Raw genomic sequence first — 19,379 nt, 5'->3', positions numbered from 1 at the left:
TTTCAGGCTGCCTGAAATTGATTAAACGCGTGGGCAACAAGTTGCCCACCCTACCTTGCTGATAAAGCCAAGAACCATAAAGCGTCCGTTTGCCGTGCCGCTTGTTGTGCCAAGCGTTCCGTTGCTTCTTCGGTGCTAATACCTTGTTGTTCGGCAAATTTTTCTGCATTTTGTTTAATCCAACGCCGTTCATCAGGGTGCAACTGCCGATTATTCCAATCCGCATTAGCCCCAGTAAAAGCACCAGCAGTGCCGCCTGTGGTGTAGCCAATCGCTAAACCGCTAACGGTATCCACAACAGGTTTCAGGCTGCCTGAATTATCGGCAACTTGGGCAATAATCGGAGCAGATAGCGAAGTTACCCCAGCACCCACTGCTCCGCTTATATCGCCCGTTAAACAAAAATTGCTATTTTCATCTCAATTCATAAGTGAATTTTTTGTCAGAAGGATATTGTGGATTATTTTTGCAAATTTCTTCAAAGAAAATTCGTGTTCTTTCAAAAATTTCAATAATCATTTTATATCTTTCTAATATTTTTGCAGATATATCAGAATCATACCAAATCAAATGTACTGGCATATCCAACATACCAGTTAAAACATCCCACAGAGCATCTAAATTATGTCCATAAAATGAACAATCTGCATATTTATTAAATTGACGATGAAAATCCATTTCATCTTTAATTTCTTTACCAAAAATTTCTATTTTCATCATTATTTCCATTTACCAATAAAAAGTGGAGCGGATTGATAATGGTCAGAAGTAACATACAACAATCCATCATTGGAATACAAGATTCTTGAAGATTGATTTTTACGAGAACGACTATAATCAACACCAATATCAGCTTCATACCAAACTCGTCCTGCCGCATTTGGTAAAATATTTTCGTTATTATGAAAAAGATCACCGCCGATTGCTTTGCCTGGGTTCGTGTTATTTAATGCTTTGCCACCAGACCAACCATTCGTGATTGCTTGTTGTTTCGTAATATAATAATTCGGCAACTGTCCAGTTGTTCGCAAACTTTCCACCACTTCATTTGCCGCTTGTGTAGTTTTCAGGTCAAGGTTCAATTTTGCCCCAGTAGCAATATTCGCCGCACCGTTTGAAGTTACAGGCGGCGTAGTTGCCACACTTTGCGAATTGTTCGCTTTTCCTGCCGAATGACTACCAGTTGTAATTTCAGGTTGCCCTACCATTTCCCCGTCAAGCCCTGCATTGATTTCCGCCTGTTTGGCTTTTCTTGCATTTTCAGCGGCTTCTTGTGCGGCTTTTTTCTCGGCTTGTTCAACAACGGCTTTCTTGGCAGTTTTAACCGTCGCACCGCCTAATTTACCTGCACCTGTTGCAGTTAAAGCACCTTCGGTTAAATTGCCAGCAAGAATAAATCCTTGTGCAGTTCGAGTATCTTGACCATACAAGCGTTGCAAGTCGTGTCTTTATTGCTTTTACTCTTTCAGGCTACCTGAAAGAGTAAAACAGCGAAAGTTTTTAGGTTTTCGCTGTTTGTTTTTAATTTAATTGAATTTTCCTAATGGTATATGATCCCAATTAAAAGGAGTAAATAACACTGAACGATTGTTATCAATAGCAAATTGCAATAAATTCAAAAGTTCTTGCATATCTTTTTGAGTAACTAATTGTTTTTCAATTAGTTCATTAATTTCCTTTTGAATCTTTGATAACTCGTCATTTGAATATTCATCTTGATCAACAAGACTTAATTGAGATAGTAATACATCATCTATTTCGTCATCATACATAATCCTTTTAAAAACATCCAAAGGAATATCTATACGCATAGAACCATTATCAGAATTAAAAATTCCGTATGGATTAGAAACGATTATTGAATACGAAGACACCGTTATTCTCCTATCTAACTTTTGTGCGACCTGGATAGGTATTTACCAAATTACCTTTACTATCAGTAATAACAGTTAAGGTAGTTGTCAGAGCAGGACCACCTTGTGCGTATCTATCTATACCAATAGTTCTGCCTGTATCAACATTCCGAATATAGTTACCAGAACTTGGTTCAAAATAAGCAGGAGTTCTAACGGTATTTTTATCACTTAATATACCGATAACTTCATCTTTTGAAATGGTAAATTTTGATTTATTTCTTGTCGAATCATTACCATGATTTTTCCAAGCATAATTCAATCCACTACTATTTGAACCGTCCCCATTTCTAACATTGATACGAGTAGCAACAGCCCCCTGACCAATCACAGGCTGCGTAGTTGCCGCACTTTGCGGATTGTTCGCTTTTCCTGCCGAATTACTACCAGTTGTAATTTCAGGTTGCCCTACCATTTCAGCATCTTTGCCAAAATTGATTTCCGCCTGTTTGGCTTTTCTTGCATTTTCAGCGGCTTCTTGTGCGGCTTTTTTCTCGGCTTGTTCAACAACGGCTTTCTTGGCAGTTTTAACCGTCGCACCGCCTAATTTACCTGCACCTGTGGCGGTTAAACCTGCTTCGGTTAAATTGCCAGCAAGAATAAATCCTTGTGCGGTTCGAGTATCTTGACCATACAAGCGTTGCAAGTCGTTTTCTTTCATCGAAGCCGCACCTGTGCCGATTGCCGTTGCATTCTCTACAAAACCGTCTTTCACGCCAACAGCACAATTTATTGGGTGTAAAACACAATCCACTGTGCCAGTAACAACCGCTTTACCAGTGTTATACGCAAATTTCCCTGTGTTTTTCGCCGCTTGTTTCGGGTCATTTATCAGCGTATCCGCCGCCGATTTCGCTTTGTCCGCAACAATTTGTTTGGCTCTGTCGTTGATTTTGTTGTTGTCGCCTTTGATTAAATACTTATCGTAATAATCCAAGTCCATTCTTGCGTCAGGTGCATAGCGTTGTGGCATTGTGAAATCTTTGCCTTGCGTGGTAAAGAATTGTTGTTGCTTACCGCTCTCGTTGCTGAATGTTTGATTGGCTGTTGCTAAAAAATCCCTTGCAACTTGGTCTTCACCACCTGATAAAGCCAAGAACCATAAAGCGTCCGTTTGCCGTGCCGCTTGTTGTGCCAAGCATTCCGTTGCTTCTTCGGTGCTAATACCTTGTTGTTCGGCAAATTTTTCTGCATTTTGTTTAATCCAACGCCGTTCATCAGGGTGCAACTGCCGATTATTCCAATCCGCATTAGCCCCAGTAAAAGCACCAGCAGTGCCGCCTGTGGTGTAGCCAATCGCTAAACCGCTAACGGTATCCACAACAGGTTTCAGGCTGCCTGAATTATCGGCAACTTGGGCAATAATCGGAGCAGATAGCGAAGTTACCCCAGCACCCACCGCTCCGCTTATATCGCCCGTTAAAACACCACCGCCCACAGCGTGTAAGCCCGCTCTGTCTAAACCGCCTTCTTTGAATAAATCATAACGGGCTTTGTTTTCCGTTAAATAACTATCCACTTCGTTTAAGGCTTGATTTAAGCGAAGAATTTCTTCTGGGTCATTGCTTTGGTTAATTGCTTGTTCTAACAAATCCTTTTGCAGTAATTTGTTTTCATACTGTTTAACTTTACCCAAATAATCAGACGCAAAAGCAACACCTTGTGCAATCATCGGTGCGGCTTGTTTGGTTACTTCAACCTGCAAATCAATCTCTGATTGCACTTTGTCTTTATCGAAATTGTTTTTCAGGCTGCCTGAATGTTCGGCGTAGTTGTCGGTTGTAATGTCGGTTTTAACCGCTTTAAGCGTTTCTTCCGCTGTTTTGCCTGTGATTTGTTGTTGTTTGGCTGTATCGGTAATCACAATATTAGCGGTGTTAATCCCTGATTTGGTTACGGAAGATTGGCTATCAGAATCGCTTGCATAGCCAATACCGTTGTGCGATACGCCTGTTTTATTCGACACTTGCATAATATGGCTATTATCAGGTGCATTGCCTTTAACGCTGCCTGAAACGCCAATACCAAAGCCACTGCCGCTATATTCCGACTTATTCGCCAAGTCTTCAAAGGTGAGCGTACCCGTTGTAAAACGGTTTTTGCCATCGTCTTCCGATTTTTGGGTGGAAGTAATCAAACCGCCTTTCAAATCGGTGTGGTTCTGCACATTGATTTGATAACCGTCTTCTCCTGCATAAATACCGCTTTGTTCGCTTACGCTTTGGTGGCTTGCGTTGATTTTGCTTTGGCTGTAATTGCCGCCGGCACTGAATCCATAACCTACGGTCACTTGTGCGCTGGCGTTTTGTTGTTTGCTTTGATAGGTTTCGCTATCTTGTACGCTTTGAATGCTTAGGTTTTGGGCATGAACTTGTACGCCTTTGCCGATGACTTGCGCGCCTTTGAGTGCGGTATCGCCGCCGCTTTGGAGAACGGTTTGGCTGCCTTTGTCGCCAATATGGCTATGGTGGTGGGTGATGCTGTCGCCATTGCCGTAGCCTTTGCCGACATTGCCACCTGCGGTAATGCCTAATGACCAACCGTCTTGTCCGAATGATACGGCGACACCTGCATTCCAGCCGCTGCTTTTGTTGTTGCTGCGTTCTCTGCTGCTTTGTTCGGCGGATTGGAGTGTGATGTTGTTATCGGCAATCAGGGTGGTACCTGCTTTACCCGCTACATCTGAACCTGTTATGTTGATGTTGGATTGTTCTGCTGCACCTGCGGCGATGAGTGTGGTTTTACCGCCTGCTTGAATTTGACTTGCTTGGGCTTGGCTTGCTTGAATTTGGGTGGTTTGTTGGTTTTTTTGCTCGCCATAGGTAATGGAGATGCTGACTTGGTTGGCATTGGTTGTCTCGTTGGCTAAGTTTTGTGCACTCTTACCTGTTTGATAGGCTTGCCAACCTGCATTGGCAGCTGCCATGGCATTGACACGACCATTTTTGCTTTGTCCGACTTGTTTGCTGCTTTGTGCGACGGCAATAGCTTGTTGTGCCAAATCGGTAACGGGCGAACTGAATGCCACCGTTAAGCCTTTTTGTTCATAGGTCTGGGTGGTATTGCTGTTTAATTGGTTGTGTGCTGCTTGAATGTCTATGCTTTGGGCATGGATGGTGTTGTTGCCTTCCGGGCTGGAAACGGTACTGCCGATTTGGGTGAATTGTTTGCCTGCAACAATGGCGGTATCGCCTTTGATGCTGCCTACGGTACTACCTGTATGTTCGGTGCTTTGGGATTGGTTTTCTTGTGTGTTTGTCTTGCTGCCAATCGTGAAGCCGATACCTGCACTCATCAATCCTGATTTTTTGGTTTGATGATAGGTTTCGCTTTGATTATGGGTTAGGGTTGTGCCAATGTGAACATGATTGCCTGCTTGGATATGGGTGCCACTGTCAGAAATGACATTGCTGCCCTTTATGTTGGCGTCGTTTCCTGCCTGCAATACAACTTGTTTGCCGTCAAAAGTGCTGCTTTGAGCGGTTTCGTTGTGGCTCTGGGCTTTGTCGGTAATAACCAATTTATTGCCACCGCCACTTCTGCCTTTGTGTTTGGACGCATCATCAACATGGGTCGTATTGATGCCTGCGCTGATGTTGATGTCATTTTTGGCAGACACAGCGAGTGTACCGTTTGCGCTGCTGACTTGGGCAGCTTTGGCATTGAGGTTGTTGCCTGCTAACAGGGTAACATCACCTTGCGTTTGAATATTGCTACCAATTTCGTTAGTTGAACCGCGAATAACATGGTTATCAGCATCAAAATGGGTTTCTTGATGTTTGCCGGTTTGTACGGTATCCAGATTGATGTTGCGCCCTGCTTGCAGCTGGGTTTGTCCTTGCTCTGATTGATTGCTGATTTGACTGGCAATGATGTTGATGTCCTTACCAGCTTGTGCTGCTAAAACACCTTTTTCTGTGCCTGTGATGTAAATACCTGCTATTCGGTCTAGGTGGGTGCTGCTGCCTTGTGTATTTTGACTGCCGGCGGTGGTGCTTTGGCTGTTGATGTTGTTGCCTGCTTTTAACCATAATGCCTGTTCAGCAGAAAGGTTACCGCCAATATTGTTGATGTCTTGTGTGGCAGAAATGGCTGCTTTTTGTGCATGAACATGCCCAGCGATATTGTCCAGTGTATCGGTGTTGATGATAAGCGCATTGCGCCCTGCAATCGTGCCTGAGTTTTTCAGGTTGCCTGCAACGTCTATTTGTGCATTGTTGCCCGAGAGCAATGCACCTTTACCGTCTATGTCGCCATTTTTCACACGCACATAAACCTGTGGCACCAATACGGTTTGCGTACTGCCATCAGGGAGCTTAACTTCTTTGTGTACCAACCAAACGATGTCGCTGGTTAGCTGTGCGACTTGCTCGGCACTTAGTGCAATGCCAACCGTGAGATTCATGGAACGTGCAGCGCTTAAGCCCTTATCCATTAAGGCTTTGAATTGTTCTTCGTCGTTTTGATAACCATCTAAACGACGATGTCCTGTTAGCTCTGTGATTTGTTCATTGATTAAGCGTTGCTCGTAATAACCATCACCCAAACGTTTATGCAGGTTGTTGGGGTCCAGTTTAAGACTACCCAACATGTAGTCGCTCCCTAACCATTGACGGTAGTTGGCAAAGCGTGGGTCGGTTTCAACAAGGTAACCTTTATTGGCTGGGTTAATGATGTACAGACTGCTGCTGGGCAATTGGGTAAAAGGATTGGGCGAATGAGGTAGCGAAATACCGTTGTTTTGTGCGGTACGGATATTATTCCAGTTGCTTTTCGGCAGAGCTGTACCTTGGCTGGGCGCATGATGGCTTAATGCTTTGCTGTGCGATTCATAGGCAAACGAACCCAGTGAAATGTTGCGGGTGATTTCTTCTGGTAAAGTGTAATTTTGTACGCTATGGCCTGTTCTATCCCGTCCTTTACGACGCGCACGCCAGTAGTTGTGCAATTTGCCGTTTTCACTGAAGACTTTCTTTTCGCCAAAAGTTTGCTCATTGTGCAAACCGTCTTTATCTGTTTGTACCAGCAGATTGCCGCCTGAAATGATTTGGCTGTCGGTATTGAAGACTTCTTTACTGTCAATGGTTAAGTCGCTGCCTGAAATGATTTTGGCAGGTGCAGTTTGGGTAACTTGGGTTTCTTGGGTTACTTTTTCATAATCGTATTTGTGCCAATTTTCATGTGTTGCCCCATCGGGGGTGCGCAAGTGGTCTGATTCATCGTTATAAACAAACCAGCCTAATTCATGTTGCGTGCCTTCGCGCAATAATTCGTGTCGTCCAAATGCTTCGTAATCCACAATATGCTCACGCCCTGTTTCTACCAATTGCGTTTGCAAGTGTTCATTGGTATTGCGCAGTGTTGCTACGCCTAATCGCATTTTGCCTGCTGATTCAATGGTTGCGCTGGCATTGTGTATGCTTTGGGCTTTCCCTGTGGCTTGACCTTGAGCATCCAATGCACCGCCAATTGCCATGTCATTACCGCTGTAAATCAGGCTGTTTTCACGGTTATTTAATTGACGGATGCCTAAATTCAGGTTTTCTCGTGCAGCAATGGTGGCACCTGTGCCGTTTTCATCTTGATTGTCTAAACGCGTGGCAGTAATGGCAATATTGTCGCCATAAATCCGACCTGTGCCGAGATTATGTACTTGTCCAGTTTGGATTTTGGTTTGTTGTCCGTCAATCAAGCCGCGGTTGGTTAAATTGTGCTGCGCGGCGATGTCTGTTGTACCGCCTGATTGGATGCTGCTTTGCGCTGTATTATCAAGGTTATTTGCTTGAATCTGAATGCGTTTGCCAGCTTGTAAGGTGTGTAAATTTTTCAGGCTGCCTTGTGTGCTGAATGAAAGTTCATTGCCCGCTATGATGTTGCGCTCTACATGGAAATCATCTTTTAGCGCAATATCGAGCTTATTATCCGCTGCAAGCGTGCCATTGTTGGATAAAGATTTTGCCTGAATAGCAACATCACGACCTGATTGAATCTTGCCATTCGTATTATCAATGGCAAGGGTATGCTGCTGGTTATCGTTAATGCTCAGTTGTTGATTGCTTGCGATTTCGCCATTTTGGTTATTCAGGCTGCCTGATACGGTTAATTGCGCATTTTCAACAGACAAAAGTTTGCCTTGTTGGTTTTCTACCTTTTGGCTACGGACAGTCAGTTGTTCTGTGCTTGTAATATTGCCGTTTTGATTGAGCAGTTGCTGACTTTGGATATCGGCTTTATCTACGGCAATTTGACCTTGGGTATTGTCTAAAATCTGCCCTTTTGTTGCCAGTTCTCCAACAGCAATATTGCCCGAGTTGCGTAAGCTGTTTTGACTGGCAATACGACCACTTTCGCTAAGAATATGACCTGCATTATCTAAATGACCGACATCAAGATTTAAATGCTTGGCTTGAATTTCTGCTTTCTGCGTATTATTCAGGCTACCTGAAACCGCTAAATCTGCTTTTCCTGCCGACAACAATTGACCATTGGCATTATTCAGCTGAGCGGTTTCAATCGCTAATTGTTGGCGTGTTGTGATGTTGCCGTTTTGATTATTGAGATTGTCGGTTTGAATATGGGCTTTATCACTGAGAATCGTCCCATTGTGATTGTTAAATGCCGAACCTTTGGCGTTTAACTGATGAATATCTATTTGCCCTGCATTGTGCAAATCTTGCTGAGCGGTAACATTTGTTTGACCATTGGCAATGATGCTGCCTGAATTATTCAATGCACCACGAGTTTGGATTGCCCCATCAGCAAAGATAGGTGTATTTATAGTTGAAGAAGTAGAAATGCTTGCGCTACCCGTACCTGTTGCCGTTGTCGGTGCGGTAGCGGATGAGTGAGAAGGTGTATTGTGGTGATTGCCTGTATGGTTGCTTGAGCCATTTGATGCAGTCGGTGTTGTATCCGGCAAACCGATTTTGCCGCTGTTGCTTAATTGACCATTGGCTTGAATATGAAGTTTTTGCGAACCTGTTTGTGCAATCGTCCCTTGATTATTCAGTGTATCGGTATAAACAGCCAAACGCGCTGCCTGAATATGGCCTGATGTTTCGTTTTTCAGGCTGCCTGCATTGTGAATGTCTAATTCACCAGAAGATAATACTGTGCCGGTGTTTTGAATGGATTGGCTTTGAATTTGTGTGCGTTGTTGTGAAGCAATCGTACCGCTGTTGTGCAGTGTTTGACTGTTGAGATGGATTTGATGTTCGCCGTTTGGGTTATCGGCATTATTGGCGGCAATCGTACCGCTATTAACCAACTGCCCTTTGGCATCTATCGCCACATTGCCTGCTGTGGCAAACAATTGCCCTTGATTGCGAATACCAGCTTGTTCAGCCGTACTGATTAAAGTGATTTTGTTGGCATACATCCCGCCCAATGCGCTGGTATCAATGGCAAATACGGGAGAGGTTTGAGATGCTGAACCAGTTGGCGCATGTGATACAACTGTATGCGTATCACCCGTTGCCGCCACATCATTTTGTCCCGCAATAACACGAATATCTTGTCCCCATACGGGCGCATCAATTTTGGCATGTTCACTGAGTATGCGTGTGTAATCCGTATCCCGTGTATCCAAACCTTGCCCATGAACGGCCACTTCGCCCGAACGGACTTGAAAGCCTGTTAATGCACCTGCTTGATATTGCGGTACACCTGTCGTCAAAGTCGCACGAGACGCATTGATAAAACCGCCGCCATTGACCGCAATACCGGCAGGATTGGCCATCACCACTTCAGCACGTTTACCGCCGACTTCAATATAACCATTCAATTGCGAAGGATGGCTGCTGTTGATTTGATTGACAATCACCCGAGCCTCGCCGGTTGCCAACCAAGGATTACCTTGTATCCAACCGCCCAGTTTTGTTTGTACATTGCCACGACTGTTGTTTAAAATCGCCCCTTTGCCGTTCACATCAAACTGCTGGTACTGATTGACAGAAACCCCTGCCGAAGTAGGGGTTTGAATATTGATTTGCGGTGTGCCGTTGCCTGTTTGCAAAATCGTGGCTTGTTGGGTTTTGGGCGCATGTTTATCAGCAACAATGCCTTGCGCATGGGTGATGCTTGCTGTACCTAAAGCCAAAAATAGGGAAAAGCTCAATAGGGAAATAGAGAATGCGCGAGAACGAAGGGCAATACTGCCAATAGGATTGGTTTCAATATGAACGCTGCTTGAATCGCTATCAGCACAGCTTTTACCCTTGCGCTTGGCGGTTTCGGCAACAACCATCATACAGCCGCGTTTGCGGTTGAAGATAACGCGATAAAGGGTTTTATTCATGATGAAACTCCTTAAATAACTTAAATTAGTTCAATATTGAGAACATGGCTAGAACATTACGGTTGTCATTCAATTAAGCAATTGGACTTTCTGTTAAACATGTTTTATAAACAGCAAGCGTAGGGTGGGCAACTTTGTTGCCCACGCGTTTTAATTTGGGTTTTAAGTGCATTGTTGTTTTCCTTAACTAACTTGGATAAATTTTCGCCACATAAAATAGTTTATTGACAAACTCAATAAACTGATTTCAGGCTGCCTGAAATTGATTAAACGCGTGGGCAACAAGTTGCCCACGCTACCTTGCTTGCTATATTGTTTCAATAAAATTCCAAGTTTCTTCTTTTAGTTTCATCAGAGTTGCACATTCTTTAATGATTTCTAAATCTTCTTGAAAAATTTTTACATTAAATTCATATAAATTTGAACAGAAATTTTCCAATGCTATTGCATATTCACCATACTCAACCAATTCTATTTCATCATTGATGAAATAAGGTAAATCTGTTTTTGAAAATTGTTCTTTATATTTATCAAAAATAAAAAGTAACTTGTTTTTTATTTTTAAGTTCCTAACTATGCGGGCAATCATCATTCTCCCCTTTTCCATTCAATCATTTGTCTTACCAAGCTTAGCAACTCAATTCGTTCTTCTTCTGCCAATTCCTGCAACAAATCTTCCAATTCCCTAGCTTGGTCGCGCACCCGAGTGCTGCCTTCATGCAATAAATCTACCGTTTCACAACCAAAAATTTCCGCTAGCTCAACCATTCGTTCCACCGTCAAACCAATATTGCCACGCTCCAAACGTGATATGGCATCAAGGCTTAAATTCAAACGTTCTGCCAACTGCGCTTGCGTCAAACCGACCGCTTTGCGTTGCTTGGCAACCGCTTGACCAATGCTTTGTTTGATAGTGGATTTCACGAGCCATTCCTCTGCTTCTATTAAATCTCTTACTATCCAACATTCAAATCGCCACAAGAACGGCTTTATATTCTTTTAAAAGAACATAAAGCCTAAAAATCGTGTATCATAATGACATTTTTTTTACAAAATAAGTTTGGAATGCGACACAACCGCGCAAGCTGCCTGAATATACTGTTGTTACCTTAATAAGCAATTGGAACATCATGAGCAAACACGAAAAACTTGCCTACCGTCTATCCATCATTCTATGCCGTCTGAATACAGGCGAACGTTTAGACTACACCAACTTGCCGAAGAATTTCAAATCAACATCCGCACCATTCAGCGCGACCTCAATGAACGGCTGGATTTTTTAGCATGGAACGAACACGGCGGACGCTATTACAGCTTGGACAAAGCCAAACTCGGGCATCTTTATCCGCAAGACATTGAACGTTTTGCCCGCTTTTGCAGCATACAAGACCTGCTGCCTGAAATAGACCGCACCTTTTACCAAGAACACTTAACACAAAGCATACAAATCAAAGGTTTCCAATACGAAGATATTAAAAACAGGCAGCCTGAATTTGATTTAATTCGCCAATCCATTGAAAACCGAAACACCATTGAATTTCACTACCGCAAAGCAGGACATGAAAAAGGTAAATATTACACACTGGAACCTTATTCATTGCTCAACCGCAACGGCATTTGGTATGTCATCGGCATAGATTGTGAAGCAGGCAAGCAAAAAACATTCTGTTTCACACAAATGACCAGCATAAATAGGCAGCTTGAAACCTTTGAACCCACAAGCCCCATGATAAGAGCCAGCAAATGGCGAGGGCATAGACAAAGAGTATCGTAATGTCGGGCAGTTTGTTGCCGATATATTCGATTTTTTGCAGCCAATCGCGCTGAGATTTCTGTTCCATTTGTTTTCCTCCTGAAAAATGGTGGCGGAAAACTATAACAAAATGGATATAATTTTTTAATGTTTTTTCTAGTTCATTGTTTTGTTTCTGTTTATGCAGATAATTGCGGGGCGAGATAGTATTGCTGCGTGCTGTCGCAGTAGCGGCAGCGCATCTGCATGCCGTAAAGCGCGTCCAAGGCTTGGCTGCGCGCCAGCTCGGCGGCAGGGCATTCGCCGAAGACTTGTCCTTCTTTGAGCATCACAATGCGGTCGGCTTGGTTTATCGCCAAAGCAGGGTCGTGCAGAATGGCGATGATGCTTAAGCCGCGCATTTTCAATTGTTGTAAGAGGGCAAAGAATTGATATTGATGATGAATATCGAGATGGTTGGTGGGTTCGTCCAAAAGCAGCCATTTGTCGCTTAAATCAGCATCGAGGACGGGCAGCAGTTGTGCGAGGACGCGCGCAATATGGGCGCGGTGCTGTTCGCCGCCCGAGAGTTCGGCGCTGCTGCGCTCTCGCAATGTATTGAGCGACATGGCGTTCATTGCCCAGTCGCAGACGGCTTGGTCTTGTTGCTGTGCCGCCTGTGTGCGGTAGGGTTCGCGTCCCAAGCGCACCAGTTCGGCAACCGAGAGCGGAAAGGCGATGCTGCTGTGTTGGCTGAGCATGGCGCGTTTTTGCGCCAGCGCCAGTCCGCCGAATTGAGCAAGGCTGTGTTCTTGATGAAAAATCTGCGCGGCGCTGTGGCTGTGGTTGCCGCTTAGGGCATTGAGCAGAGTGCTTTTGCCGGCGCCGTTCGGCCCGATGATGGCGGTTAATTGTCCTTGTGCAATATGTAGTTGCGGTACGCAGAGCACTTCGCGTTTGCCTTGTGTGATGCGAAGATGATGAAGTTTCAGGATAGTGTTCATAGGCGTTTTCCGCTTTTCCAGACCATGAGCGCGAGGAAGGGCGCGCCGAATAGGGCGGTAAAGATGCCGACCGGTATTTCCGCAGGCGCGGCGAGACTGCGTGCGAGGGTGTCGGCAATCACTAATAAGATAGCACCGCCGAGCAGGCTGCTCGGCAGCAGGTAGCGATGATTGCCACCGCCGGCAAGGCGCATCAGATGCGGAACGACTAAGCCGATAAAGCCGATTGCGCCGACGCAGGCGACGCTGCAGGCGGTCAGCAGGGCGACATGGAAGACGAGGCGGCGTTTGATGTGTTTGACGGCAAAGCCGATATGTTCGGCATCGGCTTCGCCGAGCGTGAAAGCATTAAGCGCGCGGTGTTCGCGCCAAATCAGGGGCGCGGAAAAGGTGAGGGCGGCAGCAAGCAGCGCCACCATCGACCAGTTAATGCCCGCCAGTGAGCCCATGCTCCAAAATGTGAAGCTGCGCAATTGGTTGTCGTCGGCGATATAGACCAAAATACCGGTCATGGCGCCCGTGAAGGCGGCAATGGCGATGCCGATGAGCAGCATGATGGCGATATGTAATTGCCCTTGGCGGCGCGAGAATTGATAGAGCAGAAAGGTAACCGCCCAACCGCCGACAAAAGCGGCGATCGGTAAGGCGTACAGCATCAGGGATTTGGGTATCAGCGGTTGAAGGATGACTAAATATAATGCCGCCGCCAGTCCTGCGCCGGAGGATACGCCGATAATGCCCGGCTCGACTAAGGGATTGCGGAACAGTCCCTGCATGGTCGCGCCGCTAATAGCTAGGGCGGCGCCGATTAAGACGGCCGCCAAGAGTCGCGGCAGGCGGATTTGCCAGAGGATATAGGCGGCGTTTTGGCAGGATGCCTCGCCGCACCACCACGCCTCAAGCGGCAGTCGGCTGGCGCCGATATGGGCGCAAATCACAAGGCTGATGAATAATAAAGCAAGCAGGCTACAGAGGAATTTCACGGCGTTTTCTCATAGTAAATGCGCTAGGCTTTTGCCGAACATCATCAGGGCGAGAAGGGCAAGTATGCCTAGGCTTAAGCGGCGGAACAGGGTAAAGGGCATGCGTTTGCGCAGGCGGATGCCGCAGAGCAAGGCGGCAACGGCGGCGAGGGTGGGCAGAAGCAGGGTCGCGGCGATATGCGGCAGCGCGATAATCTCGTGCCATAAGAGGGCGATTTGCACGATTTTCGCCAGTCCGAAACAGAGATTCGCCGCCTGCGCGATTTCGTTTTTATCCTGACTGAGGGCGAGCAGATACATCATCAATACCGAGGACATGGCATTGGTCGCGCCGCCGATGATGCCGGCAAACAAGCCGTAGGCAAGGGTAAATGACTGCGTATTCGGCATTGCCAAGACGATGTTGCGCCGCGCGCAGAAGATGTAGAGCGCAATCAGCAGCGAGAGCAGGCATTGCAGCCATGCGGAAGGCAGAATCAGCAGTAATTTGACGCCGGCGAAACTGCCCAGCGTGGCTGCCGCTGCCAGCGGCGCATAGCGGCGCAGTATGGGAAGCAGCGCGCCGCCGCTGAACATGCTGATGAGATTGACGAGCAGGATCGGCAGGGCGCTGAGTACCACCGTCTCTTTCATACTGAGGGACAGGCTGAGTATGGCGGTCAAGACAAGGGGAAAACCGATGCCCGCCGCGCCGTGCAAAAGGGCGGCAAGGGCAAAAATGCTGGCGAGGATAAGCGGCGGCATGGCGAAACATCACGCGGCAAATACCGCATGGTTTTGCTTTTCGGCTTAGTCGCGATGCGCTTGTGCCAAGGCGACCAGTGCATCGCGCACGGCATTGGCATCGGTGGCAGGCTGCTCAAAGGGCTGGAAATACAGTCCGTCGCCGTATTTGAGGGTGCAGCCGTAAGGATTGACCGCCGTCATCAGCACCTGCGCATCGTCGGGAATATTTTGCGGCGCATCAGGCAGATGGCGGAGATAGCCGCGCATGGCATCGTGATGGTCTTCGTTCATATGCGTGATGATGCGTTCGCAAATATCGGGCGCTAAGGCGGGGTGGCTGAAAGGTGCATCGGCGCTGACCCAGCGAATATCGCCGAATCCCATGATGATGCGGAATTTTTTGCTGTGCAGACGGAAGAAGCTGAAATGGTGCGTGGCATCGTAATCCTGTGCCTGCGGATAGTGGGCGAAATAGCGCGCGCTAATGGCGGGGATTTCCGCTTCAGGCACGGGCAGTAAATCGCCGATGGCGCTTAAGCGCCACTGGTTTTGCACATCGCCATGCGGACGATGTTCGCGCATAAACAGACAGGCTTTAGGATTGTGCAGGGCGTTTTGCGTATGCTCGGCGATATGCCCGATGAGTAGCACAGGGCGGTAGGCATCGTCTAAAACATAGGGCACGACCGAAGCGGCAGGATAGCTCGCCAGCGGCAGTTCGTCGCGGTAAATGGTGGAAAGGGTGCCGGCAAATTGCGAAAACCAGATGTTGCGTAAATCCTGCATGGCTTTGAGTGTGGTGTAGCGGTCTTCGGGCGCACGTTTGATGCCTTGTGCGGCTTTGGCTTGCGCCTGCGGGCTATGGGTAAAAAAACGGTCGTTCATAGGCTTATCCTTTAATGTGTGATGTCGGTGCGCAAACAAGGTGCGGCGGTTTTCAACATGGCGGCGGCATAGCGGGCAGTATAAGCGCTAAAGCCCAGCGCATCTAAGATATTGACCGCAAACACGCAGCCTTTGCGCCCTGCCGCCGTGTTGCTGAGTAGGGCATATTGCGGATGCTCAACGGCAAGCGGCTCAATCGTGATGGATTTGCGCGCCCCTTCGCGGCTGGCAAGGAAAATCACATCAGCATCTAAGGCGACTAATGCTTCGTTTGCCAAAGGTTTGTTGCCTTCGGCATCAAAGCGGTTTTCTAGCCGCAAAATCTCTAAAAGATGCGCACCTGCACTGTTGCGACCTTGCCCGAATACGCCTTGCGTGCCAGTGTCGATAAGCACCAATGCACTGTTTCCCGCATATTGTGCGGCAATGGCGGCAAGCGCTGTTTCATCGGCAAGAATCTCGGCAATCAATTCTTCGCCGGCAGCTTGTGCGTCTAAGGCTTCGGCAATCAGGGCAATATCGGTGCGAATCCCTTCAAGACTTTGCTCGTCTTTCAGGGCTAATAGGCGTACGCCGCTGGCTTTGATTTGCTCGGCTACCGCCGGCGGGCCGGCATCGGGCGCCATCAGAATTAAATCCGGCTGCAAGGATAAGATGCCCTCGGCGGATAATTGGCGGCGGTAGCCGATTTTGGGCTTGTCTTCCATGACATCGAGCGGACGCATGGAAGTAGTATCCACGCCGACCAATACATCGGCTTTGCCTAATAAGGCGACCACTTCCGAGGCATTGCCGGCGGTGGAGACGACGCGCTGCGGCATCTCGGCTTGGGCGGCAAAAACGGCTGCCGCCAATAAGGAAAATATTAAGTTTCTCATGAGATTCTCCAAAATATAATTAAGTAAATTAAAAATCCTATTATTTCATAAGCTTAACTTCTTTCTTTGTAAATTTTTGCCTTGCCAAAAAAGTAACCAAAAAAAGCAACCCCGTTGCGGCGGTTCGCTTTGCGAACTGCCTTCGCCAATTTGAATTTTTCGGCGCGTGCCAGACTCGCTGGCTCAAACATGGTACGCTGATTCCCGAAAAATTCTGCATTGTCTCAGCGCCGCAAAGGGGATGTGGGAGGCTTCGTGAAATCATTTCGTTTACTTGTTCTTGCTTGTTTCTTTGCTAATTGGAGATGTATAGCCTCTTAAGGTCAACATGAGATTATGCCAAGCACTTCTCCTGATGAAATGCGCATTTCTAAATTTCATTTTGACGTTAAGGTACTATATAGATAACTGCCTGAAAAAGATTATTGCTAAGTTGTTTATGATAAATCATGGCAAAAAGCCGAAACTTTTTGCCATTGAGTTCAAATAATAGTTGTTTGCTTAGAAATCATAGCGAATCGAAGCACCGAACCAGCGACCGGGGGCGGAGTAGATTTGCTGATCGCGGCTGTTGCTCAAGGTTTTGGCATCGCTCCAAGGGATGTAGGCTTTGTCAAAGGCATTGAAGATGCCGGCGCGGACAGTCAGGTCCGGAATCGGGCGGTAGTAGCCTGTGAGGTCAAAGACGCCGTAGCCGCCTGTGGGTAGATAGCCGCTGCTTGGCAAATCTTTACTTTTTTTCGCACTAGCGAAATGCCATTTGCCTGCCACGCCCCAGATATCGCTAGGCGCATCGTATTGCAGACCGAGATGACCGGAAAGCGGTTCGATATTCGCCAGCGCTTCGCCGCTTTGACGGTCTTTGCCTTTGGCATAAGCCAGCGCCAATTGGGTGGACAGTCCGTTTAAAGCTTCGCTGATGGCGCCGAAATCCATTCCTGCGGCAAGCTCGGCACCGTAAATTTCCGTGCTGGGCAGATTGATGCTCTCATATTCGCCCAAGCCGGCTTTATTTCTGCCTTTGAAATGCTCGGTTTTGATGAAGTTTTTATAGCGGTTGTAAAATAGGCTTAAATCATGATGGAAAATGCCGTTGTCGCTGCGCCAGCCCAGCTCGATACCGCGGCTTTTTTCAGGTTGTAAAGAAGGATTGGCAATGTAGGAATATTTTTGGCGTAAGTTTTCAAAGCCAAGATTGGTTTCTTTGAAACTAGGTACGCGAAAGCCCTCGGCATAGTTGGCATACAGGCTGTGTTGCTCGTTAATGTCATATAAAGCGCCTAAGCGGAAGGAAAATTCTCCTTCGTTAAATTCTTTCAGCTTGAAATTGCTGCCCGCGCTATTCCAGAAAATCGCATCGGGCTTGGTTTTGAGGCGGTAATAGTCGTAGCGGATGCCGGGGATTAAAGAAAAGCCGCTGTCGCCGAAACTCAGGCGGTTTTGGGCAAAGACGCCGATTTGGCTAATCTCGCTATCAGGCGCGTTTTTATCATGTTTAATAGAGGGGGGTGTTGCACCAAATTTGTCGTAGCCGTAACGCAGCATCGAAACGTCTTTTCGATTGATATTCATGCCGTACACCCAATCTTGGCTGATATTGCCTGCAATATGTTTATGCAATTGCAATTCGCCGCCGATTTCTTTGACTTCATAATCGGATTGACGGAAACGGTCGCCTAAAATATTGCCCGCATTTCTGCCGTTCATAATACTGTTTTGCTGCGATGCTTGTTTTTGGGCGAAAATCTGCCAATGTCCGCTATCCGCCCATGCTTGATGAATTGTAAAATCATGGCGCAAAGCCAGTGATTGGCGTTTTTGTTCGTCTTCTGCGCGATTGCTGTTGTAGTTATACAGATTAAACGTCGCCATATTGACAGGATTGCCCGTATCTTTCAGGAGATTGCTATCATGCTCAAAGCGGTAATCCGAGACTTTGAGGCTGAAGGTATGATTTTCATTGGGTTTAAAGCGCAATTGTCCTTGAATATTGCGGCTTTTATTGTCTTCAGGATTCGGGCTGCTGCGGCTGGCGCCGATGGCGTCATTACCATGATGATTCTCGCGTTCATGTCCCTGCGAAAAACCGAGACTCACCAAGCCGTCCCATTGCGGCGATAGGGCGAAAGCCAAGGTTGCGTCTTGGGCGAAAGTATTGCTGTCGCCGTGATAGCTTGCCCCGACGCTGCCGCCGAAACGTTTGTCTGCTTGCAGATAATCATCCGGCGTCTTGCTTATAAAACTTACTACGCCGCCCACGGCATCAGAGCCGTGCAAAGAAGAAGCGGGGCCTTTGATGATTTCCACCTGCTTCATATTGTTTAAGTCCAAATATTGGCGACCGGCGGTTTGAAAAGGCCCGAAGCTGAAATAATTGGCGATTTCCTGACCGTCAACCAAGAGTTTGACGCGGTTGCCGCTCACGCCGCGAATCGTCACATCGCTTAAACCGTAGCGACCTTGTCCGTCAAAAGACACCCCCGGCACGCTTTCCAAGGCATCTTCCACGCTTAATGCCAGATGATTCTCCAGCGTTTTGTCGTTGATCACCGTAATGTTATTGGCCAATTTGTTCAGCGGCGAATATTCCCGCGAAGAACTGACGGTAATCGGATTCAGCTCGATGGAGGTGGTAGTATTAGTTTGTTGAGAAAAAGCAGGTGTATAGAGTGCTGCGCACACAGCGGCGGTCAATAAAGAAGGGCGAAACATGGCAGTCCTTTAATGGTTTGGAAATGAGAAGTGAATTTTAAATCAAAACCCTAATGCAATTCAATCCTATTATTTATTTATTTGGGATGTCAATATAGCAAGCCTAGGTTGGGTAAGGATTTGCTCATCTTATAGTCTCTTCAGATTAAAATGATACGCCTTAAAACAATAAATTGAAATATTTTTCAATATGTTGAAAAATTTTATTGTCTCATTTTAATCTGAAGAAGCTATTATAGTACCTTAACTT

At 46.7% G+C, this 19,379-nt stretch carries 14 protein-coding genes and 2 pseudogenes; 1 reads left to right on the top strand and 15 read right to left on the bottom strand.

From position 1 onward, the window contains the following. Positions 1-50 precede the first annotated feature (50 nt). The 8 genes and pseudogenes from DYC63_RS02810 to DYC63_RS02770 form a co-directional block, all read right to left on the bottom strand. The gene (locus tag DYC63_RS02810) at positions 51-374 is read right to left on the bottom strand and encodes a hypothetical protein (RefSeq protein WP_115217837.1); all 324 of its coding nucleotides are present in this window, start codon (positions 372-374) and stop codon (positions 51-53) included. Between the two features lie 40 nt (positions 375-414). Then, complete coding sequence (locus DYC63_RS02805; protein WP_218564524.1) at positions 415-717, bottom strand: barstar family protein; 303 nt, start codon at positions 715-717, stop codon at positions 415-417. Between the two features lie 2 nt (positions 718-719). Beyond that, on the bottom strand, positions 720-1,439 hold the full coding sequence (locus DYC63_RS02800; RefSeq protein ID WP_218564523.1) for a ribonuclease domain-containing protein: 720 nt from the start codon (positions 1,437-1,439) through the stop codon (positions 720-722). A gap of 87 nt (positions 1,440-1,526) precedes the next feature. Next, entirely contained in the window at positions 1,527-1,811 is a 285-nt protein-coding gene (locus DYC63_RS02795) for a hypothetical protein (protein ID WP_115217835.1), read from the bottom strand. Positions 1,812-3,594: 1,783 nt separating this feature from the next. Continuing rightward, positions 3,595-8,283: pseudogene (locus DYC63_RS13670) on the bottom strand (hemagglutinin repeat-containing protein); the annotation flags it as partial. A 693-nt stretch (positions 8,284-8,976) separates the two neighbouring features. Beyond that, a pseudogene (locus DYC63_RS13665) lies at positions 8,977-10,209 on the bottom strand (two-partner secretion domain-containing protein); the annotation flags it as partial. Between the two features lie 307 nt (positions 10,210-10,516). Next, entirely contained in the window at positions 10,517-10,798 is a 282-nt protein-coding gene (locus DYC63_RS02775) for a MafI family immunity protein (protein WP_218564521.1), read from the bottom strand. Continuing rightward, positions 10,798-11,133, bottom strand: a complete 336-nt coding sequence (locus DYC63_RS02770) for a helix-turn-helix domain-containing protein (protein WP_245887997.1) — start codon at positions 11,131-11,133, stop codon at positions 10,798-10,800. The genes DYC63_RS02775 and DYC63_RS02770 overlap by 1 nt, the downstream gene beginning before the upstream one ends. Before the next feature lie 250 nt (positions 11,134-11,383). On the opposite strand from DYC63_RS02770, the gene DYC63_RS02765 reads away from it, so the two are divergent. Further along, positions 11,384-11,983, top strand: a complete 600-nt coding sequence (locus tag DYC63_RS02765; protein WP_115217833.1) for a helix-turn-helix transcriptional regulator — start codon at positions 11,384-11,386, stop codon at positions 11,981-11,983. A 158-nt stretch (positions 11,984-12,141) separates the two neighbouring features. Here DYC63_RS02765 and DYC63_RS02760 read toward each other — a convergent pair whose 3' ends face one another. The 7 genes from DYC63_RS02760 to DYC63_RS02735 all read right to left on the bottom strand — a co-directional run bounded on the left by DYC63_RS02760 (position 12,142) and on the right by DYC63_RS02735 (position 19,129). Then, entirely contained in the window at positions 12,142-12,945 is an 804-nt protein-coding gene (locus tag DYC63_RS02760; RefSeq protein WP_115217832.1) for an ABC transporter ATP-binding protein, read from the bottom strand. Further along, complete coding sequence (locus DYC63_RS02755) at positions 12,942-13,928, bottom strand: FecCD family ABC transporter permease (RefSeq protein WP_115217831.1); 987 nt, start codon at positions 13,926-13,928, stop codon at positions 12,942-12,944. Before DYC63_RS02755 ends, DYC63_RS02760 begins: the two co-directional genes overlap by 4 nt. Positions 13,929-13,937: 9 nt before the next feature. Further along, positions 13,938-14,672: a sulfite exporter TauE/SafE family protein gene (locus tag DYC63_RS02750; protein WP_115217830.1), complete on the bottom strand. Its 735-nt coding sequence runs from the start codon at positions 14,670-14,672 to the stop codon at positions 13,938-13,940. 45 nt (positions 14,673-14,717) lie between these two features. Continuing rightward, entirely contained in the window at positions 14,718-15,539 is an 822-nt protein-coding gene (locus DYC63_RS02745) for a HugZ family pyridoxamine 5'-phosphate oxidase (protein WP_115217829.1), read from the bottom strand. Positions 15,540-15,550: 11 nt separating this feature from the next. Continuing rightward, positions 15,551-16,417: a heme/hemin ABC transporter substrate-binding protein gene (locus tag DYC63_RS02740; RefSeq protein ID WP_115217828.1), complete on the bottom strand. Its 867-nt coding sequence runs from the start codon at positions 16,415-16,417 to the stop codon at positions 15,551-15,553. A gap of 53 nt (positions 16,418-16,470) precedes the next feature. Next, positions 16,471-16,608, bottom strand: coding sequence for a hypothetical protein (locus DYC63_RS12545; RefSeq protein ID WP_172459381.1), 138 nt, complete (start codon positions 16,606-16,608; stop codon positions 16,471-16,473). A 310-nt stretch (positions 16,609-16,918) separates the two neighbouring features. After that, the gene (locus DYC63_RS02735) at positions 16,919-19,129 is read right to left on the bottom strand and encodes a TonB-dependent hemoglobin/transferrin/lactoferrin family receptor (protein ID WP_115217827.1); all 2,211 of its coding nucleotides are present in this window, start codon (positions 19,127-19,129) and stop codon (positions 16,919-16,921) included. Positions 19,130-19,379: the final 250 nt, after the last annotated feature.

The organism is Suttonella indologenes (genome assembly GCF_900460215.1).
Taxonomy (GTDB): domain Bacteria; phylum Pseudomonadota; class Gammaproteobacteria; order Cardiobacteriales; family Cardiobacteriaceae; genus Suttonella; species Suttonella indologenes.
The sequence above is the reverse complement of the archived record's forward strand: the minus strand, read 5'-3'. Positions and strand labels throughout refer to the sequence as shown.